The organism is Vibrio sp. KUL80 (genome assembly GCF_059725495.1).
The window spans coordinates 2,749,728-2,772,963 of sequence record NZ_AP045841.1; the positions used below are offsets into that span (position 1 = coordinate 2,749,728).

The 23,236-nt window shown below is 46.3% G+C and carries 19 protein-coding genes; 5 read left to right on the forward strand and 14 right to left on the reverse strand.

All coding sequences use genetic code 11. The features are described from left to right. Position 1 precedes the first annotated feature (1 nt). The 12 genes from fabZ to rpsB all read right to left on the reverse strand — a co-directional run bounded on the left by fabZ (position 2) and on the right by rpsB (position 12,313). A complete protein-coding gene (gene fabZ, locus AC6I8U_RS12690) occupies positions 2–433 on the reverse strand; it encodes a 3-hydroxyacyl-ACP dehydratase FabZ (protein ID WP_394153572.1) in 432 nt (143 codons plus the stop codon). A gap of 177 nt (positions 434–610) precedes the next feature. Further along, complete coding sequence (gene lpxD, locus AC6I8U_RS12695) at positions 611–1,642, reverse strand: UDP-3-O-(3-hydroxymyristoyl)glucosamine N-acyltransferase (protein WP_498017076.1); 1,032 nt, start codon at positions 1,640–1,642, stop codon at positions 611–613. Positions 1,643–1,664: 22 nt separating this feature from the next. After that, positions 1,665–2,165 (reverse strand): OmpH family outer membrane protein, encoded by a 501-nt coding sequence (locus tag AC6I8U_RS12700; RefSeq protein WP_128647935.1) that lies wholly within the window; start codon positions 2,163–2,165, stop codon positions 1,665–1,667. Between the two features lie 71 nt (positions 2,166–2,236). Beyond that, positions 2,237–4,675: an outer membrane protein assembly factor BamA gene (gene bamA, locus AC6I8U_RS12705; protein WP_498017077.1), complete on the reverse strand. Its 2,439-nt coding sequence runs from the start codon at positions 4,673–4,675 to the stop codon at positions 2,237–2,239. Between the two features lie 47 nt (positions 4,676–4,722). After that, complete coding sequence (rseP, locus tag AC6I8U_RS12710) at positions 4,723–6,081, reverse strand: sigma E protease regulator RseP (RefSeq protein ID WP_498017078.1); 1,359 nt, start codon at positions 6,079–6,081, stop codon at positions 4,723–4,725. Positions 6,082–6,120: 39 nt separating this feature from the next. Further along, the gene (gene ispC / locus AC6I8U_RS12715) at positions 6,121–7,320 is read right to left on the reverse strand and encodes a 1-deoxy-D-xylulose-5-phosphate reductoisomerase (protein WP_498017079.1); all 1,200 of its coding nucleotides are present in this window, start codon (positions 7,318–7,320) and stop codon (positions 6,121–6,123) included. A 59-nt stretch (positions 7,321–7,379) separates the two neighbouring features. Next, positions 7,380–8,222 carry a phosphatidate cytidylyltransferase gene (locus AC6I8U_RS12720; RefSeq protein WP_498017080.1) on the reverse strand — a complete coding sequence of 281 codons (843 nt, stop codon included), beginning with the start codon at positions 8,220–8,222 and terminating at the stop codon, positions 7,380–7,382. Between the two features lie 12 nt (positions 8,223–8,234). Beyond that, the gene (gene uppS / locus AC6I8U_RS12725) at positions 8,235–8,990 is read right to left on the reverse strand and encodes an undecaprenyl pyrophosphate synthase (RefSeq protein ID WP_042476358.1); all 756 of its coding nucleotides are present in this window, start codon (positions 8,988–8,990) and stop codon (positions 8,235–8,237) included. Positions 8,991–9,084: 94 nt separating this feature from the next. Further along, a complete protein-coding gene (gene frr, locus AC6I8U_RS12730; RefSeq protein ID WP_042476355.1) occupies positions 9,085–9,642 on the reverse strand; it encodes a ribosome recycling factor in 558 nt (185 codons plus the stop codon). Between the two features lie 83 nt (positions 9,643–9,725). Continuing rightward, positions 9,726–10,457 (reverse strand): UMP kinase, encoded by a 732-nt coding sequence (pyrH, locus tag AC6I8U_RS12735; RefSeq protein WP_042476351.1) that lies wholly within the window; start codon positions 10,455–10,457, stop codon positions 9,726–9,728. Between the two features lie 153 nt (positions 10,458–10,610). Then, the gene (gene tsf, locus AC6I8U_RS12740; RefSeq protein WP_128647854.1) at positions 10,611–11,453 is read right to left on the reverse strand and encodes a translation elongation factor Ts; all 843 of its coding nucleotides are present in this window, start codon (positions 11,451–11,453) and stop codon (positions 10,611–10,613) included. A gap of 128 nt (positions 11,454–11,581) precedes the next feature. Then, positions 11,582–12,313, reverse strand: a complete 732-nt coding sequence (rpsB, locus tag AC6I8U_RS12745; RefSeq protein WP_006072474.1) for a 30S ribosomal protein S2 — start codon at positions 12,311–12,313, stop codon at positions 11,582–11,584. A gap of 385 nt (positions 12,314–12,698) precedes the next feature. Between rpsB and map the strand changes: the two genes are divergently transcribed. The 3 genes from map (at position 12,699) to AC6I8U_RS12760 (ending at position 16,881) form a co-directional block, all read left to right on the forward strand. After that, the gene (gene map, locus AC6I8U_RS12750) at positions 12,699–13,577 is read left to right on the forward strand and encodes a type I methionyl aminopeptidase (RefSeq protein WP_128647855.1); all 879 of its coding nucleotides are present in this window, start codon (positions 12,699–12,701) and stop codon (positions 13,575–13,577) included. A 116-nt stretch (positions 13,578–13,693) separates the two neighbouring features. Beyond that, positions 13,694–16,318, forward strand: a complete 2,625-nt coding sequence (gene glnD / locus AC6I8U_RS12755) for a bifunctional uridylyltransferase/uridylyl-removing protein GlnD (protein ID WP_498017081.1) — start codon at positions 13,694–13,696, stop codon at positions 16,316–16,318. Between the two features lie 179 nt (positions 16,319–16,497). Beyond that, positions 16,498–16,881, forward strand: a complete 384-nt coding sequence (locus AC6I8U_RS12760) for a DUF3461 family protein (RefSeq protein ID WP_234494395.1) — start codon at positions 16,498–16,500, stop codon at positions 16,879–16,881. Positions 16,882–17,003: 122 nt separating this feature from the next. Here the strand turns inward: AC6I8U_RS12760 and AC6I8U_RS12765 are convergent. Both AC6I8U_RS12765 and AC6I8U_RS12770 read right to left on the reverse strand, forming a co-directional pair. Continuing rightward, positions 17,004–18,441 (reverse strand): IS1182 family transposase gene (locus AC6I8U_RS12765; protein WP_498017082.1). Its coding sequence is split into 2 segments (ribosomal slippage): positions 17,004–17,168 and positions 17,170–18,441, totalling 1,437 coding nucleotides; the frame shifts between segments, so codons are not numbered across the junction. 140 nt (positions 18,442–18,581) lie between these two features. Next, the gene (locus tag AC6I8U_RS12770; RefSeq protein WP_234494396.1) at positions 18,582–20,168 is read right to left on the reverse strand and encodes an AbgT family transporter; all 1,587 of its coding nucleotides are present in this window, start codon (positions 20,166–20,168) and stop codon (positions 18,582–18,584) included. Between the two features lie 368 nt (positions 20,169–20,536). Between AC6I8U_RS12770 and tsaA the strand changes: the two genes are divergently transcribed. Both tsaA and AC6I8U_RS12780 read left to right on the forward strand, forming a co-directional pair. Further along, complete coding sequence (gene tsaA / locus AC6I8U_RS12775; RefSeq protein ID WP_498017083.1) at positions 20,537–21,235, forward strand: tRNA (N6-threonylcarbamoyladenosine(37)-N6)-methyltransferase TrmO; 699 nt, start codon at positions 20,537–20,539, stop codon at positions 21,233–21,235. Between the two features lie 148 nt (positions 21,236–21,383). Next, positions 21,384–23,099 (forward strand): proline--tRNA ligase, encoded by a 1,716-nt coding sequence (locus tag AC6I8U_RS12780; RefSeq protein WP_498017084.1) that lies wholly within the window; start codon positions 21,384–21,386, stop codon positions 23,097–23,099. The last annotated feature ends 137 nt before the right edge of the window (positions 23,100–23,236 follow it).

The window sequence follows — 23,236 nt, forward strand, 5'->3', positions numbered from 1 at the left end:
ATTAAAACTCTCTACGAGCACATTTCAGTTCAGCAGAACAAACAATCTCACCATCAACTTTCGCCACACCGTTAAACGCAGCAATACCGCGGCGCTCTTTGACGAACTCCACTTCGATAATGAGTTGATCACCAGGCACTACTGGCTTACGGAATTTCGCTTTGTCGACACTTGCAAAGTAGTAAAGCTCATTGTCTTTTGGTGCACCAAAAGATTTAAACGCTAAAAGGCCGGTTGCTTGCGCCATCGCTTCTAGGATTAATACACCAGGGAAGACCGGCAGCTGTGGAAAGTGACCTGTGAATTGTGGTTCGTTCACCGAAACATTCTTGATAGCGGTCAGATACTTTTCTTCTTGATAATCGGTCACACGATCGATAAGCAGAAACGGATAGCGATGTGGCAGAAGTTCCTGAATCTCAGTGATGTTCATTGTTTTAGTATCGGTGCTCAAAGTAAAAATCCTATATCAATTCTTTTCTAGTCTAGGGGCATTATATACCCAAATACCCCACAGTGTCAGTTAGGGAGCCAAGCTCGACCTGAACCAAGTTCACGCACATAAAAAGACTCGCTTAAAGCGAGCCTTTTTTGTTTAAGCGACTGAGGATTAGTCCTCTTGTTGCTCGAGCAGTTTCTCGACTGCTTTTAGGCGCTTGTTCATCTCATCAATGCGATGAACACGAGTTGCGGTCTTACGCCACTCTTTATTGGTTTGAAGCGGTATACCTGACGAGTAGATACCTTTCTCTGGTAAGCTGCGCATAACCATGCCCATTCCCGTCACGATAACACCATCGGCGATTTCAATGTGGCCGTTAAGAACACTTGCTCCACCGATTTGGCAGTATTTACCAATCTTCGTACTACCAGCGACGATAGTACCACCAGCCATCGCTGTGCCATATCCGATGTGCACGTTGTGTGCAATCTGCATCTGGTTATCGATGATGACATTGTCTTCGATAATCGTATCGTCGAGTGCACCACGGTCGATAGTTGTACAGGCACCAATTTCTACTCGATTGCCAATTCTTACTGTACCAAGCTGAGGGATCTTAACCCACTCACCTTTTTCATTGGCATAACCGAAGCCGTCAGAGCCAATCACTGTGCTTGATTGAACAAGGCAGTCAGTTCCCATCACAACATCATGGTAGATGGCAACGTTCGCCCAAAGCTTAGTGTTCGCACCAAGCTTTGCGCCTTTACCGATAAAGCAGCCTGCACCAATAACAACGTTGTCGCCTAGCTCAGCACCGGCTTCAATAACAGCGTTAGCACCGATAGAGACATTGCTACCTAATTTTGCTTCCGGTGATACTACAGCGCTTGCTGCAATGCCCGCAGAAGCCGGACTAGGTGTACTATCTAATGCTTGAGCAACTTTCGCGTAAGCCACATAAGGGTCAGCAACCACTAAAGCATTCGTTTTACAATGCTCTAATTCCGTTGCCTTCACCATTACTGCTGAAGCTTTACACTCTCCGAGGTGCTTTGCGTACTTAACGTTGGTTAAGAACGTAATTTCACCTTCACCTGCGCGATCCATTGGGGCAACTGTGCGAATCGAGACATTCCCGTCACCGTGTAGTTCACCACCAGTGATCTCAGCAAGCTGTGCTAACGTCAATGCTGTCATGTTATTCCTACTAGCTAACTAATTACTTAAGAGTGTCGATAACTTTGCTTGAGATGTTGAACTCTTCTTTCGCATAACCCACCGCTTGAATGTCGATGATCATGTCGTAGCCTTCTTTCTCAGCCACTTTCTCAACAGCTTGTTGGATAGTTTGGAAAAGCTTTTGCTTCTCTTCTGCTTCACGACGCTGGCTCTCTTTCTCTAGAGCTTGCCCCTTGATCTTGTATTTGCTGTCTAGCTGACCAATTTCAATACGTAGTTTCTCTACTTCTTCAGTGCCCAGTAGCTCGCCATCGCGCTGAAGTTTTTCCATTTTCTTAGTCGCTTCTGCTTGGATAGCTTGAAGCTCTGCCGCTTTGTCTTTGAACTCGTTTTGCAGTTTCTGAAGCGTAGCTTCACGTTGTGGAAGCGCTTGGAAAACTTGTAGCGTGTTCACGTAGCCAATTTTCTGAGCCGCTTCTGCTGCTGTTGCAAACATTGAAGAGGTAAGGATAACTAGGCCAAGACCAGCCGCTTTCATCATATTTTTCAAGGTCGATTCCTCTGTTTAAAAATCTTGTATTTACTTAAGCTGTGGGGCGATGCCCCACAGAATTAGAATGTGTTACCAATCGTGAAGGTAAAGGCTTCTGTTTTATCGCCTTCAAACTTCTTAACTGGCGTCGCTAATGAGAAGACCAACGGTCCCATTGGCGACATCCATTGGAGTGCCACACCTACCGATGCACGGTAGTTAGATGGGTCCGAATAGTCGTAGTAATATTGTTTACCCGGCATGTTTGGATCTGGGGATACATAAGTAAACTCGGTATCCCATAGGCTTGCCGCATCAAAGAACACACTGGTTCGAATTTGATTTCGGAACTCATCCGATGCAAATGGTGTTGGAACAATTAGCTCCACACTCGCTAGTGCTACCGCGTTACCACCCACCGATTGTTCTGTCGCTGAGTAACACGGGTTGTTACCGCCGACGTTACCACAACCACCGCCGTTTGGATCGTTATAAACCGCTTTCGGACCTACCGAGTTCTGACGGAAGCCTCGCAGTGTTGAGAAACCACCGACATAGAAGTTCTCGTAGAACGGCAACAGGTTGTCATTACCGTTGGTTTGACCATAACCGTTACCGTAGCCTAAACGACCCTTCAACAATAACGTAAAGTTGTGGCTTTGTGTAATCGGAAAGTACTGCCTAATGTCGTATTGTGTCTTAAAGTATTGAACATCCGAACCAGGTACTGTCACTTTTCCGTAAAGTTTTTGATGGTTGCCCGCTGTAGGGAAACGACCACGGTTAAGATTGTTACGAGTCCATGCTGCTGTCAGATGGAAATCATCGGTAATCAAGTTACCTTCTGCATCTCGGTTCTTCTCCTGAGCTTGCAGGAATTTTTCAATCTGAACGTATTCTTTGATGTTACCCAGACGGCTATGGGTATAGCCACCACCGAACTCAAGATAGTTAAGTTCGTCGACCGGGAAGCCCCACGTCAACGTACCGCCGTAGCTTTGGTCGGTATAGTCGATGATGCCCGCTTTAGACGCTTCGAACTCGTTGTAGAAGATCTGACCACCCAAACTGACGCCGTCTAGGTTCCAGTATGGGTCACGATAATCTAGAGTAATGTTCTTTTGGTATTTGTTGGTCATAGCACTGATACCAACGCGGTCACCTGAACCTGCGAAGTTATCTTGTTGAAGGCCGACCTGGAAGCTGATACCCGATTCGGTACCATAGCCGACACCAAAGTTAACACTACCCGAGTTAGCTTCTTTTACGTCATAGACCAAATCCACTTGGTCATCAGAACCAGGAACGCGGACAGTTTGTACGTCTACGGTCTCAAAGAAACCCAGTCGGTTCAGACGGTTTTTACCCGTTTCGATGGACTTAGAGTTCAGCCAGCTCGATTCCATCTGACGCATTTCTCGACGAAGTACTTCATCTTTTGTCGAGTTGTTGCCAGTAAAGCGAATGTCACGCACATAGATACGATTTCCCGCTTCCACATTGATAACTAGCGATACTTCATTGGTTTCGTCGTTAAACTCTGGGATCGTTCTTACCTGAGGATACGCATAGCCGGACTCACCCAGCACTCGCTTAATGTTCTCTTCCAGCGCGGTTACACTAGAGCCATTATAGGTATCGCCCGCAGCAAACGGCACCATGCCTTCAAACTCAGCTTGCTTACCAATCAACTGACCACGGAAATTCACGTCTTTGACGGTGTAAGCTTCACCCTCGTCGATACCTAGGGTGATGTACACACCTTTTTTATCTGGAGAGATAGAAACCTGAGTCGTGTCGACCTTAAATTTCAGATAACCACGGTCTAGGTAGAATGACTTCAAGGCTTCAATATCACCGGCCAGTACCTGTTTCTGGTACTTGTCATCGGCCAAGAAGTTCCACCAAGCGACATCCACATTGAGGTTGAAGCGAGACAGTAGTTCTTCGTCAGCAAAGACGGTGTTGCCAATAAAGTTAATCTGCTTAATTTTCGCAGACACACCTTCTGTAAAGACAAACTTCAAGTCAGCACGGTTACGTGGAAGTGGTGTGACAACGGCTTGTACTTTTGCGTTGTATTTACCCACACTGTAGTAAAAGTCCTCTAGACCTTTTTCTATGTTACTCAAGGTCGTTCTATCAAGTGCTTCACCTACCACGACGCCTGACGCATCAAGGTTTTGTTGCAGTTGTTCTTCCTTGATAGCCTTGTTGCCCGAGAATGAAATGCTTGCAATGGTTGGGCGCTCTTTCACTCGAACGACTAACGCATCGTTATCTCGAAGGACTTTAATGTCTTCAAAGTTGCCAGACTGGTACAAAGCGTTGATGATTTCGGAAATATCTTTACCGTCAACGGTATCACCAATACGTACAGGCATCTTCAATAGCGCCGCACCCAGTGCAACCCTTTGCAATCCCTCTATACGAATGTCCTGTACAACAAAATCCTCAGCCCCATTCGCCGACACACTTGTCGCCAGTAGAGATGCGAATAAAATATGCTTAATCGCCATACCTGCTCTAATTATTCCTTGCTAATACTGCTGCCTGAATTCTGATATCAAAGGCGTGTAAAATCATTAAAAATTGCTATCAGCATTAATGAGAAGATGATGGCACCTCCCACTCGATAGCCCATTTCTTGTACTTTTTCTGGGACTGGTCGTCTAATCACTGCCTCTACAGCGAAGAACATCAAATGACCGCCATCTAACATTGGTAACGGTACTAAGTTGATTATCCCTAGGTTGACACTAATCAGCGCCAAGAAACCTAAGAAGTAGACCAAACCATAATCTGCCGTCGTTCCCGCACCTTTCGCGATCGAGATCGGTCCACTCAGATTATTTAGCCCCACATCGCCAACAATCAGCTTTTTAAGCATCGTCATTGTCAGCTCAATAATTTGTCCTGTTTTTACGATGGCCTTACCCACCGCTTCTACCGGTCCATATTGAAGCTCAAATCGATAATCCGCTGGCCATTCGCCCAGCTCTGGAGCAATGCCCGCAAACCCTATATTGCTCCCATCAGCCAACTCGCGAGAGCCAGGGACTAGGGTGATTGAAACACTCTCCCCCGCTCGATTAACCGTCATTGGTAGTGGGGTATTTGCACTGCCTTGAATCGCTTCGACAACCTGGTTCCAACTTTCAACAGCGACACCGTCAATCTGAGTGATGGTATCGCCTACAAGAAGACCAGCCTGTGCACCTGCACCATCCGCACTGACGTTAACCAGCGTCATCTTTATCTCAGGAGAGAAAGGAACAAAACCAAGCGTCCCCATAGCAGACTCTGTTTCTGGATTAAAGTTCCACGTTTGAAGATCAAGTGTTAACTTTTTGTCCATTCCTATTTGGCTTTCTGATGACACTGTGATCGTCATCTGACTATCACCAATATGAGAAACCAAACCGAGGTTTACCGACTCCCAGTCTAGAGTTTGTTTACCATCAACAGACAGAATCTGCATGCCTGGCTCTAAACCCGCTTGAGCGGCTATTGAGCTTGGAGTCACCTCTCCCACCACAGGCTTAACCGCAGGTACACCGATAAGAAATACCAACCAGTATGCGAATACGGCAAAGAAGAAATTGAATGCTGGACCCGCTCCTACAATAGCGGTTCTTTTCCATAGAGGCTTTTTATCGAAAGCATACTTGTGATCTACCTCAGAGACTTCATCGACTCGACTGTCGAGCATCTTGACATAGCCGCCTAGGGGGATCATTGAAATGCTGTATTCGGTGCCGTCTCTACCAACCTTAGACCAGATTGACTTACCAAAACCAATCGAGAACTTTTCAACATAAACGCCACAACGTCGAGCAACCCAAAAGTGCCCAAATTCATGAACGGCGACAAGAATGCCTAATGCGACAATAAAGGACGCCAGATTCCACAAAATATCAGTCATAGCTATATCTCAAAAAGAGGTCTGTTAAAGAGTCTTGTATTAATACGAACGCACTATTTCTTGCGCATAACTTCGAGCCATTCTATCTACCTCAAGAATAGTTTCCAAGTTATCCAATTGCTTAAATTCGTTTGATGCGCATACTTTCGACATAACACGCTCATTTACTGAGCTTATCTCGGTAAATCGAATTTTTTCCGATAAGAAGGCTTCTACCGCAATCTCATTGGCCGCATTAATCGCTGTGGTGGCATGTTGCCCTTCAAAACACGCTTCCATCGCCAATGCTAGACAAGGATAACGAGAGTAGTCTGGTTCAAGGAACGTCAGCTCACCCACTTTAGTGAAATCAAGTGGTGCAACGCCTGCCGGAATACGGTCTGGATAGGACATGGAATACGCAATCGGTGTCGCCATATCAGGCTGCCCCATCTGCGCCAGCACTGAGCCGTCGTTGTACTGCACCATTGAATGAATGACCGATTGCGGATGGATGATCACCTTTAGTTGGTCTTTCGAGGTGTTAAAAAGCCAGCGAGCTTCGATAAACTCTAGCCCTTTGTTCATCATGGTCGCAGAGTCTACTGAAATCTTCGGCCCCATCGACCAGTTAGGGTGTGCAATCGCCTGAGCTGGTGTTTTACTCGCTAATTCTGCGATATCGGTATATCGGAAAGGACCGCCGGAACCTGTCAGTAAGATATGATTGATGCCAGAATCTGCTAATTGGCAATGCCCAAGGTTAGTTTGAATATCGGTAGGCAGACACTGAAAGATAGCATTGTGTTCGCTATCGACGGGTAGCAAAGAAGCATTGTGTTCACGCACAGCATCAATGAACAATTGGCCTGACATCACCAAGGCTTCTTTGTTCGCCAACAGAACTCGTTTACCTGCCTTAACAGCTGCCAAGGTAGGAAGCAATCCAGCCGCACCCACGATAGCAGCCATGACCATATCAACGTCACTGGCGCTTGATACGTCACACATAGCTTGTGGACCTGAAAGCACTTGAGTTTTCGAACCCGATACAAGTAGCGCTTTGAGTCTCTTGGCGTCAGCCTCGTCATTTAGAACTGCAAATTGTGGTTGCCACACCGCGCATAGCTCAGCCATTTTAGTGACATTTTTGCCACCAACGAGCGCGTAGATATTGAAAGCAGAAGGGTTTTCCGAAACGACTTTTAAAGTGCTCGCTCCGATAGAGCCAGTTGCACCTAAAATGGTAAGATTTTGCATGCTAAAACAACCACTTTTAAACCAAAGAGAGAGTGACAACTCACTCTCTCTTTAGCAGATTAAAACACGAGATATAGGAGGGCAAATACAGGGAAAGCTGCTGTTAAGCTATCAACGCGATCAAGCACCCCTCCATGACCAGGTATGATGTTGCTGCTGTCTTTGATCTTTGAGACACGCTTAAACATACTTTCTACCAAATCGCCTAAAACAGAAATCACGACTGTTGCTAACGTAATGATAGCCATCGCAGCGAAACTGGTAAACTGAATGTCAAAGATAACGGATGCGCCCCAAGCCACGATAAGCGCAGCGGCTATGCCACCCAATAACCCTTCAATCGTTTTATTAGGGCTGACATTAGGTGCCATCTTGCGTTTACCGAAGCTTTTGCCTGCGAAGTAAGCGCCGCTATCTGCAGCCCAAACGATCAAACAGACGAACAAAACGAGTTTAGAGCCGTAGTAAGCATCAATGTGGTAGTGCTGCCCGCGGAGAATCACGATGCTCCATAAAAACGGGACCAAAGTCAGAATGCCAAAGGCATGTCTCAACAAACTAGAGCCATCCCAGAGAGACGAAGATTTAGGATAAGTCATCGCTAGAGCACTAGCTATAATCCACCAACCAAACCCAACCCCTAATATAGCGATATGTGAGGGTGCAACTGTGTTTAAAGAGATAACATCAAAAGGGACGACAAGAAGTGACAGTGCTACAGCAGCACCAGTTGGTACCATTCCCAAGATACGCGATTGATTTTGAGTGAACTGCGCCCACTCCCATACACCAACCATAGTAATCGCTGAGACGAGACCTATGAACCACAACAGTGGTAAAGAAAAGATCCCCCAAACCACCAGCGGCGCTAGGATTAGGGCGGTAATAATTCGTTGTTTCAAATTAAATCGTCCTTAATTGGCTTCCATTAACGCTTTGACTTGTTCTCCGGTACATCCGAAGCGTCGCTCTCGGTTAATAAACCAGGTAATCGCTTTAACGAGAGTATCCTCGTTAAATTCCGGCCAGTACTCATCCATAAAGTACATTTCCGCGTAAGCCATTTGCCAAAGCATAAAGTTACTAATGCGGCACTCACCACTGGTACGGATCAAGAGATCAACGTCAGGTAGGTCCGACATAGTGACATGTTGGCTGATCATGTCTTCCGTAATATCAGAAGCATTAAGCTCACCCGTCTCAACTAGCTTAGCCAGTTGTTTGGTGGCCTGTAGGATATCCCACTTTCCGCCATAGTTTGCTGCTACGTTGACCACAGTACCGGTATTGTTAGCCGTTAATGCTTCCGCTTCGGCAATTTTGCGCTGCAATCGCTCATTGAAGCGAGTTTTGTCGCCAATGATACGTAGTCTTAAATTATTCTTGTGGAGTTTTTTAATTTCACTTGATAGAACCGTAATAAACAGCTCCATCAATAAGCCAACTTCGTCTTCAGGACGGCGCCAGTTCTCGCTGCTGAATGCAAACAAGGTGACCGCTTTTATATTAAGCTTTGCCGCTGCTGAAATCGTCTTACGAACCGCTGAAACCCCTTTTTTGTGCCCGAATACGCGCGGCTTTCCTTTGGACTTAGCCCAACGGCCATTACCATCCATGATGATCGCGATATGTTTTGGAAGGGCGTCGTTGAAGGTGTCTGAGTTCTGCATAAAAGAATGTAGTTATAATTGGGACGGACAGAGTAGCATAAAAAAACGCTGTGCTGTCAGCACAGCGTCTTAACAAGAGTCAATCGATGAAAAATTAGACTTCCATCAACTCTTTTTCTTTCGCTGCTAGTAGCTCATCTACGTTCTTAACAGCAGCGTCAGTGATTTTCTGAATTTCGTCTTGTGCTTTACGATCTTCGTCTTCAGAAATCTCTTTGTCTTTTAGTAGCGCTTTTAGCTCACCATTAGCGTCACGACGGATGTTACGAATAGCAACACGACCACCTTCCGCTTCACCACGAACGATCTTAACTAGGTCTTTACGACGCTCTTCTGTTAGTGGTGGAAGTGGTACACGGATAACCGTACCTGCAGACATAGGGTTTAGACCTAGGTCAGACATCATGATCGCTTTTTCAACTTTAGGAGCAAGCTCTTTGTCGAATACAGTGATCGCTAGTGTACGTGCATCTTCAGCGATAACGTTCGCAACCTGGTTAAGAGGCGTTGGCGCACCGTAGTACTCAACAGAAAGACCTTGAAGAAGGCTTGGGTGTGCACGACCGGTACGGATCTTAGTTAGGTTGTTTTTTAGTGCTTCAACACTTTTTGCCATGCGCTCTTGAGCGTCTTGTTGGATTTCGTTAATCACAATATCACCTTAAATAATAGTAACCTGAAAGCTGTTGTGCTTTCAGGCTATGTCCTTCGATAATTCTGGTTAAGAGTGTACTCTTATTCTGCGTCGCTGATAAGCGTGCCTTCTGCTTCACCCATCACAACTCGGCGAAGTGCACCTGGCTTGTTCATGTTAAATACACGAATTGGCATCTTGTGATCACGTGCCAATGTGAATGCAGCCAAGTCCATTACTTTCAGCTCTTTTTCTAGAACTGAGTTGTACGAAAGCTTATCACATAATACTGCATCTGGGTTAGCTACTGGATCGGCAGTAAATACGCCATCAACCTTGGTTGCTTTAAGAACCACATCAGCTTCGATTTCGATACCACGTAGACACGCAGCAGAGTCTGTAGTGAAGAATGGGTTACCAGTACCTGCAGAGAAGATAACTACGCGACCTTGACGAAGTTCGCGAATCGCATCAGCCCAGTTGTAATCGTCACATACACCTTTCAGTGGGATAGCTGACATGACACGAGCATTTACATAAGCGCGGTGCAGAGCATCACGCATTGCTAGACCATTCATTACAGTCGCAAGCATACCCATGTGGTCACCAACAACACGGTTCATGCCAGCTTCAGCAAGACCCGCACCACGGAATAGGTTACCACCACCAATTACAACACCAACTTGAACACCCAGTTCTACTAGTTCTTTTACTTCTTGAGCCATACGATCCAAGATTTTAGGGTCGATACCAAAGCCTTCTTCGCCTTGTAGAGCCTCGCCACTAAGTTTTAACAGAATACGTTGATAAGCAGGTTTTGGGTTCGTTGTCATGGAGTATACCTTCCAAAGAGTTATCGATTAACGGTCATGGGTTGAGACTAGTATAGGAATCCCAACTCATGACGATTAAAAAATAACGGCTAGCCTAGTCGTAAAAAGACCGCAGCCAAGGCCACGGTCTCTTCATTAACAAATCGTCAAGGATTAACCTTTCTGAGCTGCTGCTACTTCATCAGCGAAGCTCATTTCTTCGCCTTTGTCGATGCCTTCACCAACTTCTAGACGAACGAATGTCGCTACAGATGCGCCACGCTCTTTCAGGATTTCACCAACAGATTTCTTAGGTTCCATTACGAATGGTTGACCTGTTAGAGAGATTTCGCCAGTGAATTTCTTCATGCGGCCAATAACCATCTTCTCTGCGATTTCAGCTGGTTTGCCTTCGTTCATAGCGATTTCAACTTGAACAGCTTTCTCTTTCTCAACTACGTCTGCAGGTACGTCTTCTGGGTTAACGAACTCTGGACGAGAAGCAGCAACGTGCATAGCAACGTGCTTAAGAGTTTCTGCGTCGCCTTCACCAGCAACAACAACACCGATCTTCTCACCGTGACGGTAAGCAGCGATTGCAGCACCTTCAACGTACTGTACGCGACGGATGTTGATGTTCTCACCGATTTTAGCAACAAGAGCAACACGCTCTTCTTCGAACTTAGCAACTAGCTCTTCAGCAGTTGCTTTAGTTGCTAGTGCGTCAACAGCAACTTTCTCTGCGAATGCAGTGAAGTTAGCATCTTTAGCAACGAAGTCAGTTTGGCAGTTAACTTCAAGAAGAGCAGCAACGCCGTTTTCTTCTTTGATGATGATCGCGCCTTCAGCAGCGATGTTACCAGCTTTCTTAGCAGCTTTAGCAGCGCCAGACTTACGCATGTTTTCGATAGCAACTTCGATGTCGCCGTTAGTTTCAACAAGCGCTTTCTTACATTCCATCATGCCTGCGCCAGTACGGTCGCGCAGTTCTTTAACTAGAGCAGCAGTAACAGCCATTCTCTATTCCTCGATTGATTCTAATTAGGGTAAAAATCAGGGGCACATATGCGGCCCCTGATCTAACTATAACTCAGTTTATATGAAGACTCTGTGTCTACCAAAACTAAGTGTGGCTAAAGCCGCAATTATTCAGCTTCTTCTACGAAACCGTCTTTGTCAGCTACAGCAGCAACATCTTTGTTACGACCTTCTTTAACCGCGTCTGCAGCAGCGTTTAGGTAAAGCTGTACTGCACGGATTGCGTCGTCGTTACCTGGGATAACGTAGTCAACGCCGTCTGGGTTAGAGTTAGTATCAACAACAGCAAATACTGGGATACCTAGGTTGTTTGCTTCTTTAACAGCGATGTGCTCGTGATCAGCGTCGATTACGAATAGAGCGTCTGGTAGGCCGCCCATGTTCTTGATACCACCAAGAGACTTCTCTAGCTTCTCCATTTCGCGAGTGCGCATTAGAGCTTCTTTCTTAGTTAGTTTCTCGAAAGTACCGTCTTGAGCTTGTGCTTCGAAATCTTTTAGACGCTTGATAGACTGACGAACAGTTTTGTAGTTCGTTAGCATACCGCCCAACCAACGGTTGTTCACGTAGAACTGGTCAGCGTTGATTGCAGCTTCTTTAACAGCTTCAGATGCAGCGCGCTTAGTACCAACGAAAAGAACTTTACCTTTCTTCTCACCGATTTTAGCTAGCTCAGCTAGTGCATCGTTGAACATTGGTACAGTTTTTTCTAGGTTGATGATGTGTACGCGGTTACGAGCACCAAAGATGAATGGCTTCATTTTTGGGTTCCAGTAACGAGTCTGGTGACCGAAGTGAACACCAGCTTTAAGCATATCGCGCATTGATACAGTTGCCATTTTAAATTCCTCTATGGGGTTAGGCCTCCACATTTCCCATGGTTCCGACTTGGTATGAATGATTACTCAAGCACCCCGGAACATGTGACGAAATGTGTGTGGATTTAAATTAAAGTATGTTGATGCACAACCTAACTCGCCGCCCTTTCTAAAAAGAGTGAAGAGACTAAGTCCTGTCATCGGCGCGCTTTATACCATATTTAAGGGGTCGATTTCCAGAAAAATCGCAAGAAATGTACAAAGTGACAGCGATTCAATAGGTGAACTCTTAGCAAACCCAAACTACACTGAGTAACGTATCAACAGGGAAGTGAGAGTTATTCTTGTTGCGCTTAATCTCGCCACTGATAGAATAACGCGTCAATTTAAAATACAGAGAACACAGATGTCTATCAAAATCAAAACTGAAGCTGAAATCGAAAGAATGCGAATCGCAGGTAAGCTTGCAGCAGAGCTTTTAGAAATGATCGAACCTCATGTAAAAGAAGGGGTCACGACTGAGGAGCTAGATAGAATTTGTGCTGAGTACACTCGTGAGAAAGGTGCGTATTCTGCGCCGCTTGATTACCACGGTTACCCTAAATCAATCTGTACTTCTATCAATCATATCGTTTGTCACGGCATCCCAGCTGAAAAAGACGAAATGGGCACGACGGGTAAGCTGAAGCCTGCAGTACTCAAAAATGGCGACATCGTAAACGTGGACGTGACGGTTATTATTCCTAATGATGAGAATGCGTCTTTAGATACTCGCCCAGAAGGCTACCACGGTGACACATCGAAAATGTTCCTGGTTGGTGACGTGTCTCCTGCAGACAAGCGATTAGTTATGGTAGCTCAAGAAGCGCTGTACCTAGGTATGAAGACCGTTAAGCCTGGCTCTACCGTTGGTGCTATCGGTACCGAGATCGAGAAGTTCATCAAAGCCAACAACAAAAAGAACCCACGTAACAAGTTCTCTATCGTGAAAGATTTCTGTGGTCACGGCATTGGTTCTGAGTTCCATGAAGAGCCGCAAGTGGTTCACTACAAAAACAACGACCGCCGCGTTCTAAAAGAAGGCATGGTGTTCACTATCGAGCCTATGATCAACGCGGGTAAGTTCGGCTGCAGCATCGATGCAGAGGATGACTGGACGGTTTACACAGGTGATGGCAAAAATTCAGCTCAGTGGGAGCACACCATTGTCGTGACTAAGACAGGTTGTGAGGTACTCACACTGCGCAGCGACGAGACCATTCCTCGTCATATGAACAACCTATAATCCTCCTCTCTGAACGTTTCTAAAAATATCCCCAACTCCTGGGGATATTTTTTTATCCGCCCTATTTTGGTATAACCCTTGTTAGTGACTTTTTTTTGCTTGCACGGATTGCACACATGACTTTTCAAAGCCCAACAACGCTTAATGATGATCAGTTGACCATTCAAGAGTTGAAAACACAGCTCGAGGCGTTCTCGAACCATCAAAAGCACGAATTTTTAAATCACCACCCCATCACCGATTTGGTACTTGGTCGTTCTGATTACATCGATCAGCTACTTCGTCGACTCTGGTCTGCATCAGAGCTCTCTAATCAAACCTATCTATCTTTGGTAGCGGTAGGTGGATATGGCCGTGGCGAGCTTCACCCTCTGTCTGATATCGACATCTTAGTGGTATCGCGTAAAAAAATACCCGCCGCACTCGAGAGCACCATTAGTGAGTTTATTACCTTATTATGGGATCTTAGATTAGAAGTCGGTCATGCCGTTAGAACCGTCGATGAATGTATTGAGATCGGCAAATCAGATTTAACCGTCGCCACCAATTTGCAAGAAGCGCGACTTCTTTGCGGTAGCGAAGATACCTTCTCACAGCTAAAAGCCCAAATTGACTCAGATAGCTTTTGGCCTTCAGAGACGTTTTACAGTGCGAAGATTGAAGAGCAGCGCGCACGTCACGCCAAGTATCATGACACCACTTACAACCTTGAGCCAGACATCAAGTCGACGCCAGGCGGATTGCGTGACATTCACACGCTGAGCTGGGTCGCACGCAGTCACTTTGGTGCAACTTCCCTGTATGAAATGAGCCGTTTCGGTTTCCTTACCGATGCCGAATATCGTGAGCTGGTCGAATGTCAGAACTTTCTATGGCGAGTTCGTTTCGCCCTGCACATCGAGCTAAGACGATACGACAATCGACTCATGTTCGCGCATCAAGCACAAGTTGCTGAAAACTTAGGTTTTGTTGGCGAAGGAAATGTCGCAGTCGAGACCATGATGAAAGAGTTTTATCGCACCTTAAGGCGTGTCGCTGAGCTCAATAAGATGCTGTTAAAACTGTTCGACCAGGCCATCATCAATAAAGGTCAAATCCAACAAGCAGAAATCATCAATGACGACTTTCAACGTCGCGGCAAACTTATCGAGGCAAGAAAGCCAGCCCTGTTTCAGGCTCGTCCAGAAACCATTCTCGATATGTTTATTCATATTGCTAACGACTCAAGCATTGAAGGTGTCAGCCCTGCGACGCTGAGGCAGCTACGCACAGCAAGGCGCAGATTGAACAAGTTCTTGCACACCATCCCAGAAGCTAGAGAAAAGTTCATGGATTTGGTCCGTCATCCAAATGCCCTTCACCGAGCATTTCGTTTGATGCACAAACTTGGCGTACTCGCCGCCTACTTACCACAGTGGAGCCAGATCGTTGGTCAGATGCAATTCGACCTGTTCCATGTTTATACGGTTGATGAGCACAGTGTGCGCCTTCTCAACCATATTCACACCTACAGCCTAGAAGAAAGCTACAGCAAGCACCCTATTTGTTGTGAGGTGTACCCTCGAATGCAGAAGAAGGAGCTGCTGATCTTAGCCGCTATCTTCCATGATATCGGTAAAGGGCGTGGTGGAGACCACTCTGAAATCGGAGCAACTGAAGCTTACGACTTCTGTATGGAACATGGCTTATCAAAACCAGAAGCGAAGCTCGTTTCTTGGTTGGTACAGAACCACCTACTCATGTCGGTGACAGCTCAGCGCCGTGATATCTATGACCCAGATGTCATTATTGAGTTTGCTAAAAAAGTTCGTGATGAAGAGTACCTCGAGTACCTTGTCTGCCTCACCGTAGCCGATATCTGTGCAACCAACCCTGAGCTTTGGAACAGTTGGAAACGTACGCTACTAGCCGAGCTATTCTATTCAACTCAGCGAGTCCTGCGACGAGGTCTCGAGAACCCTGTTGACGTGCGTGACCGTATTCGTCATAACCAACAGCTCGCCTCAGCCCTGCTTCGTAAACAAGGGTTTGCGGCGCGTGAAATCGAAGTACTGTGGCAGCGCTTTAAAGCCGATTACTTCCTGCGCCACACCCATAAGCAGATAGCATGGCATAGCGAACATATCCTCAATCTTGACGATCCTACCAAGCCACTGGTACTCATGAGTAAAAATGCCACTCGTGGTGGCACAGAAGTCTTCGTCTATAGCAAGGACCAACCCGCCCTATTCGCAACTGTGGTCGCTGAGCTGGATAGACGAAACTTTAACGTTCATGATGCACAGATCATGACCAGCAAAGATGGTTATGTGCTGGATACCTTTATGGTGCTGGATCAGCATGGTGATGCGATAGATGCAAGTCGTCACCCTGCCGTTATCAAGCACTTAGTCCACGTTCTACAAGATGGACGACCAACCAAGATTAAGACAAGGCGAGCGCCGCGTAACCTCAAGCACTTTAACGTCAAGACTCAAGTTGATTTCTTGCCAACCAAGAGCAAGAAACGCACCCTCATGGAACTCGTTGCCCTTGACGCGCCAGGTCTACTCGCGAAAGTGGGTGCAACGTTCGCTCAGCTGAACCTTAGTATTCATGCCGCTAAAATCACCACGATTGGTGAACGAGCGGAAGATCTGTTTATCTTAACGGGTGAAAACGGTGGCCGTTTAACTGAAGACGAACAAGCAGTGTTGAAGCAAAAACTGCAGGAGAATATTTCAGAGCAAATCACTAGCTAACCATTAATATACAGTGGATAAATTCAGGTTATTTACCACCTCTAGCTAGTTACCATAAAGGAGAACGCTATTTAGGCGATCTCCTCCACAATTATCCCTAAACTGTCCTCAAATCAGCTATCTACCCCTTACATTGCCTGCTACAGTTGTAAAGAAACACACAACCAAAGAGGTCATCTATGTACCCAAACCTCACAGGGTTAGGCATCCAAGATCCTAAACAAATCGAGCGTTATTCCCTACGTCAAGAAGCGCATAAGGATGTGTTGAAAATCTACTTTCGTAAGCAAAAAGGTGAGCTGTTTGCGAAAAGTGTCAAATTCAAATATCCAAGGCAAGTTAAAAGCGTTCGCACCAATAGCAGTAGCCAAAATTACAAAGAAGTCACTGAAATTAACCGTAACCTTACCCTAGTCATAGATGAACTAAACCGTCTGACCAAACCTATCGAAGCAACAGAAGTCGACGTCAAACAGAAGATTCTTTCCGATTTACGTCATCTAGAGAAAGTCGTGTCGAGTAAGATTGCTGAAATTGAAGCAGACTTAGAAAAACTCAAATAGCGACCATTCCCAACTCAAAAAAAATGCTCCCATTTGGGAGCATTCAGATTGCTGACGAACCCCGCTTTTCAAGCGGGGTTCTTTTTCTGAGCGGCCATAGGCCGCGATCGCGATATTTTTTGTTAGATAGCGCTCTGAAGTGAGTTGAGCCTAAACCGGCATACAGAGGCCAGTATTTGACGTATTTCTGCCCTATTTAAGCCCATTTTTCGCAGATAGCTCACCACCAACGCTATCTTCTTGATGTTTTGAGCGGCAGCGGCTAACCAACATTGCATCTGCACTTTTTGCGAGACCACGGTAGCGCGCGTAACGGTGACCATGGTGTTGTTTTGCATCGGCGAAGCTTCGTTCTACCGTTTCACTTCGCCTCCGATACGTCTTTTTTCCGTAGCAAGAGAGTCGCATTTGATTGGCTCGCTCCACCGCCTCGCTGTAGAGGTGACGCGTTATGACCTTCTGCATGTTTTCACTCTTGGTGCAGTCGTCCCGAACGGGGCAAAACGCACATTGCTTCGGGTCGGAAGCGTATGAGCGATAGCCTGCGCGTGTTGTGGTTTTATAGACGAGCTCCTGCCCTTCTGGACAGCGATAGGTATCGGTCTCTTTTTGGTATTTGAAGTCTTTCTTCTTAAATTTGTTCTTAGTTCTTGATGGGCGGCGATACCCGAACACACCTAATAGACTGCGGCGCTCGAGTGATTCAGCAACAGGCGCTGTGAAGTAACCTGCATCGATACCAACTGCGATGGGGTTGAGGTTGAACTGCTCTAGCGTGTGGTCGAGACGACGGATATAGGGCTGTGAGTCATTCACATTCCCCGGTGTTGCGTATGTGTCTATGATTATACCGTGCTTGCCATCCACGGTTCGGTGGTCAAGATAGAAGAAGCCTTGAGGCTTATTGTCCCGGGTCATGAAGCCACTTTCAGGGTCGGTGGTGCTGACTTTGGTGTTTTTGACGTCTGTCTTTGGTGGCGTCTCCTTGAATGGATTTTTACCTTCGGCTTCTCGGTCTGCGGCCACATCTTCATTCAGCATATCAAGATAAGCGCCTGCACTAACTGGGCGCAGACGATTCATGTGCTTGTTCTTGTTAGCATTGGCTTTAAGGTGTGTACTGTCAGTGAAGAGCTCCTGTCCTGCGACTAAGCCTTTCTCCATCGCTTGAAGCACTATGTTATTGAAGATGCGCTCAAAGACTTCAGTACCATTGAAGCGTCGAATTCGGTTCTGGCTTAACGTCGAAGCATGGATAACTTTTTCGGTCAGTGACATTCGCAAGAACCAACGATAGGCGACGTTCACTTCAATTTCTTTGACCAGTTGGCGCTCACTTTTGATGCCGAATAGGTAGCCAAGCAGAATGATTTTGAATAAACGAACAGGGTCTACGGGCGGGCGGCCGTTATCTTTGCAGTATAGATGTGCCACTTCGTCTCTGATGAATTCAAAGTCGATGGCATTATCAATTTTTCGTACGAGATGATTTTGTGGAACAAGCTGTTCCATAGTGACCATTTCAAGTTCGTATTGCTGAGGAGAAGGTTCTTGAAGCATATCGGAGTATCCATATTTCGATACTCCTATTAGATCAAAGGTCTGGCTCGAAAGCTAGACCTTTGTCAGCAGTCTGAATGCTCCCATTTGGGAGCATTTTTCATATCAATAATTGAGATAAAATCTTAGGCGTACTGGCGTTATGGAACGTAGTACGTCGCAGCACCTGGGCCTACTGGAAGACCAAACAGGAATACCCATACATAGAACAGAATACTCCAACCTACGATAAAACAGATTGAGTAAGGCAGCATAGTCGCGATTAGCGTACCGATACCTAGGTTCTTCATGTAACGGGTCGCTACCGCAAGGATAAGACCGAAGTAGCTCATCATTGGTGTGATGATGTTCGTGGTTGAGTCACCGATACGGTAAGCCGCCTGAATGGTCTCAGGAGCGTAACCCACTAGCATCAGCATTGGCACGAAGATAGGTGCGGTTACCGCCCACTGTGCCGATGCAGAGCCAATCATCAGGTTGATGAAGCCACACATTAGGATAAATGCGAAGAACAGTGCAGGACCAGTCAGGCCGATAGTCTGTAGGAAGTCTGCACCCGCTACTGCGAATACTTGACCGAAGTTAGTCCACTTAAAGAAGGCAACAAATTGAGCTGCGAAGAACACCAGCACAATGTACATGCCCATCGAAGACATAGACTTCGACATTGCATCAATCACATCGCGGTCATTCTTCATTGAACCCGTTACTTTACCGTAAACAAAGCCAGGGATTGCAAAGAATACAAAGATGAAGGCTACGATACTCTTAAGGAATGGAGAGCCCGCAACTTGACCGTCAGCAGTACGTAGAACGCCGTTCTCTGGAACAACTGTTGATGCGATAATTGCGCTCACTAGTAGAACCGCAATACCCGCCATTTTCAGGCCTTTCTTCTCAACCGCAGTCAGAGAACCCATGCTGTCGTTCGACAGGTCTTCAGCTGCTTCTTCATCGTTGTATTTGCCAAGTTTTGGCTCAACGATTTTCTCAGTTACGAATGCACCGGTAATCGCAATGAAGAACGTCGAAATGAACATGAAGTACCAGTTTGACTCTGGGCCTACTGTGTACGTTGGGTCGATCATTTGCGCCGCTGTTTCAGTGATACCTGAAAGCAGTGGGTCAACCGTACCGATAAGTAGGTTTGCAGAGTAACCACCAGATACACCAGCAAACGCAGCAGCAAGACCTGCTAGAGGGTGACGTCCTAAAGAGTGGAACAGCATCGCTGCCAACGGAATAAGTACGACGTAACCTAGCTCTGAAGCTGTGTTAGAAATGATACCAGCGAATACGACTGTCACTGTTACCATGCGCTTAGACGCGCCCATAACCAGACCACGCATCGCCGCTGAAAGCATACCTGAGTGCTCAGCGATCGCGACACCAAGCATGGCAACCAATACCGTGCCAAGCGGTGCAAAACCAGTAAAGTTTGTCACTAGGTTGGTAACAATTAACTGTAAGCCTTCAGCATTAAGAAGACTCACTACTTCGATCATACCGTTCGCGGCACGGCCGGCTGCACCTTCAGGGCGAGGATCAGCAACAGCAACATCGAAGTATCCAGCGATGCCAGACATGACAAGAATAGCTAGACAGAAAATCGCAAATAATGTGATTGGGTGGGGTAATAGGTTCCCCAAGTACTCAACACCGTCAAGAAAACGGGTAAATAGAGGCTTTTTTGGCTTGTTGTGTTTCAATGTGGCAGATGAACTCATCTGTCCCCTCCTTTTTTATATTGTCCTAGCTGTTAACAAAGTCTTGTAATGCAGATGACACTCATCGGTCTTAGTTCTGACAACTTTGTAAAAAGCAGGCGCAGGGTACGTGAGCCAGCTCAATAATAAAAGCCAAAAATGTTGCCAATTGTAAATCTTGCACAATTTTCACCCATTGTGTTAGCAACTATACAATGACTTATATTGATCTAAATATAAAATAACCTATAACATTCTTGTGACATATTCATCTTTTTTACCAGTTCACAACCAATTAGGGCTAAAAAAACCTCAATCGATCATCAATTGAAAAAAAACGTCGCTTCTGAAATGATGAATATTGAATAATGTGAACTAGGACTCAGTAAATGAGCTACTCTCTGCACCCGATTGGCACTATCCACTCTCCCTATAAAGAGAAGTTTGCCGTACCAAGACAGCCCAGATTGGTGCCAAGTGCCACCGCTTCCATTGCCTTACAAGGCGATATAAATTGCTTAGAGGCGGTTAGAGGCCTTGAACAGTTTTCGCATCTATGGCTGTTATTTCTGTTTGACCAAAATCTCGAGGCAGGCTGGAAACCAACGGTCAGACCGCCACGTCTCGGTGGCAACGAGCGCATTGGTGTACTAGCAAGTCGCGCGACCTTTCGCCCTAATGGAATCGGAATGTCTGCAGTTGAGTTTCGAGGGGTAAGACAGAAAGGCCAGCAGGTGTTTATTGATGTCGGCAGCGTCGATTTGGTCGATGGCACCCCTATTATTGATATCAAGCCTTACATTCCCTACTCCGATTCCGTCACCGGTGCAAAAGGGGGATACGCGGAATCCGAGCCGGAAGCGACCGAAGTGACATTCTCAGACTCTGCACTCGAGGCTTTATCACAAACGTCAGAGGGTCAACACAAGCAGCAAATCATCCGTGAGGTGCTGGCGCAAGACCCAAGGCCTGCCTATAAAAAAGGCAAGCATGATGACAAAGAGTATGGCGTGAGATTGTTTGACTGGAACGTAAAGTTCAAAGCACTGAGCGATCATATTGTCGTCACCGCGATTGAAGCCCTCTGAATACTGAATCCTGAGTGTTTATCGATGAAAATCATTTGGTAGAAAGTCATTTGGTAGAAAGCCATTTGGCTGATATCATAAGCGGCTTAACTCAATTTGGGCATCTCTGCCCAGATTTACTATCAACATGATGAACGGATACCCATAAATGCGTACCAGTAACTATCTTCTTTCTACTCTGAAGGAGACACCAAACGACGCAGAAGTTGTAAGTCACCAGCTCATGCTGCGTGCAGGTATGATTCGTAAGCTAGCTTCAGGTCTATACACTTGGCTACCTACGGGTCTACGTGTTCTGCGTAAAGTCGAAAACATCGTTCGCCAAGAGATCGATAATGCAGGTGCAGTTGAGACTTTGATGCCCGTAGTGCAGCCGTTTGAACTATGGGAAGAGACAGGCCGATCTGAAAAGATGGGTGATGAGCTTCTTCGCTTCACTGACCGTCATGAGCGTCCGTTTGTACTTAGCCCAACAGCAGAAGAAGTGATCACTAGCCTTGTTCGTAACGAAGTTAACTCGTACAAACAGCTACCACTTAATCTGTACCAAATCCAAACTAAATTCCGTGATGAGCGCCGCCCACGCTTTGGTGTGATGCGTGCACGTGAATTCTCTATGATGGATGCGTACAGCTTCGACATCGACAAAGAAGGCTTAGAGAAATCTTACGAAGCGATGCACGATGCTTACTGCAAAGCGTTTGACCGTATGGGTCTAGACTACCGTCCAGTGCTCGCTGATACTGGTGCTATCGGTGGTAACGGCTCACACGAGTTCCACGTATTGGCAGAAAGCGGTGAAGACCTTATCGCCTTCTCTTCTGAGTCTGACTACGCTGCAAACATCGAAAAAGCAGAAGCATTAGCACCTACTGCAGAGCTTGCCGCTCCAACTCAAGAGATGACAATGGTTGATACGCCAAATGCGAAAACCATTGCTGAACTTGTTGAGCAGTTCGATCTACCAATCGAGAAAACAGTTAAGACGCTATTTGTTAAGGCATCTGATGAAATCGAAGCGCCACTTGTTGGCCTTATCATCCGTGGTGACCACGAGCTTAACGAAATCAAAGCCGAGAAAATTGCTGAAGTTGCCTCTCCTCTAGAAATGGCAACTGAAGAAGAAATTCGCGCGGCGATTGGTGCAGGCCCTGGTTCACTAGGCCCTGTTGGTCTTGAACTGCCATTCATCGTTGACCGCTCGGTTGCAGTAATGAGCGACTTTGGCGCTGGCGCTAACATTGATGACAAGCACTACTTTGGCATCAACTGGGGTCGTGACGTTGAACTGGGTAAAGTAGAAGACCTACGCAACGTTGTTGAAGGCGATCCAAGCCCATGTGGTCAAGGTACTATCCTGCTTAAGCGTGGTATCGAAGTGGGTCACATCTTCCAACTTGGTAAGAACTATTCAGAGAAGATGAACTGTGGCGTGCTTGGTCCTGACGGTAAGAACGTTATCCTAGAGATGGGTTGTTACGGTATCGGTGTTTCTCGTGTGGTAGCTGCGGCTATTGAACAGAACAACGATAAGTACGGCATCATCTGGCCAGACGCTATCGCTCCATTCCAGGTTGCGATCGTACCAATGAACATGCACAAGTCTGAGCGCGTTAAAGAAGCAGCAGAGAAGCTATACGCAGAACTGACTGCAGCGGGTATCGAAGTGCTATTTGACGATCGTAAAGAGCGTCCAGGTGTGATGTTCTCTGATATGGAACTTGTTGGTGTTCCTCATACTGTGGTTATTGGTGACCGCAGCATGGACGAAGGTAACTTCGAATACAAGAACCGCCGTACTGGTGACAAAACGCCAGTGGCTATCGAAGACATCGTCGCACATGTTAAGGCTCAATTAGCTTAATACCTACGCGCTTTATCTCGCTAGTTTAAGAGGCCGCTTTGCGGCCTCTTTCTTTTACTACAGAAACTCTACGTACTGTTTCCCCTTCCTCATTCATCTCACTTATAACCGTTAAATTCACTCGTGCATTTACAAAG

Bases quoted from the DNA above. Each gene is read 5' to 3' on its own strand.
- fabZ (WP_394153572.1), bottom strand. From the start codon at position 433: ATGAACATCACTGAGATTCAGGAACTTCTGCCACATCGCTATCCGTTT.
- lpxD (WP_498017076.1), bottom strand. From the start codon at position 1,642: ATGACAGCATTGACGTTAGCACAGCTTGCTGAGATCACTGGTGGTGAA.
- AC6I8U_RS12700 (WP_128647935.1), bottom strand. From the start codon at position 2,165: ATGATGAAAGCGGCTGGTCTTGGCCTAGTTATCCTTACCTCTTCAATG.
- bamA (WP_498017077.1), bottom strand. From the start codon at position 4,675: ATGGCGATTAAGCATATTTTATTCGCATCTCTACTGGCGACAAGTGTG.
- rseP (WP_498017078.1), bottom strand. From the start codon at position 6,081: ATGACTGATATTTTGTGGAATCTGGCGTCCTTTATTGTCGCATTAGGC.
- ispC (WP_498017079.1), bottom strand. From the start codon at position 7,320: ATGCAAAATCTTACCATTTTAGGTGCAACTGGCTCTATCGGAGCGAGC.
- uppS (WP_042476358.1), bottom strand. From the start codon at position 8,990: ATGCAGAACTCAGACACCTTCAACGACGCCCTTCCAAAACATATCGCG.
- pyrH (WP_042476351.1), bottom strand. From the start codon at position 10,457: ATGACAACGAACCCAAAACCTGCTTATCAACGTATTCTGTTAAAACTT.
- tsf (WP_128647854.1), bottom strand. From the start codon at position 11,453: ATGGCTGTTACTGCTGCTCTAGTTAAAGAACTGCGCGACCGTACTGGC.
- rpsB (WP_006072474.1), bottom strand. From the start codon at position 12,313: ATGGCAACTGTATCAATGCGCGATATGCTTAAAGCTGGTGTTCACTTC.
- map (WP_128647855.1), top strand. From the start codon at position 12,699: ATGTCTATCAAAATCAAAACTGAAGCTGAAATCGAAAGAATGCGAATC.
- glnD (WP_498017081.1), top strand. From the start codon at position 13,694: ATGACTTTTCAAAGCCCAACAACGCTTAATGATGATCAGTTGACCATT.
- AC6I8U_RS12760 (WP_234494395.1), top strand. From the start codon at position 16,498: ATGTACCCAAACCTCACAGGGTTAGGCATCCAAGATCCTAAACAAATC.
- AC6I8U_RS12770 (WP_234494396.1), bottom strand. From the start codon at position 20,168: ATGAGTTCATCTGCCACATTGAAACACAACAAGCCAAAAAAGCCTCTA.
- tsaA (WP_498017083.1), top strand. From the start codon at position 20,537: ATGAGCTACTCTCTGCACCCGATTGGCACTATCCACTCTCCCTATAAA.
- AC6I8U_RS12780 (WP_498017084.1), top strand. From the start codon at position 21,384: ATGCGTACCAGTAACTATCTTCTTTCTACTCTGAAGGAGACACCAAAC.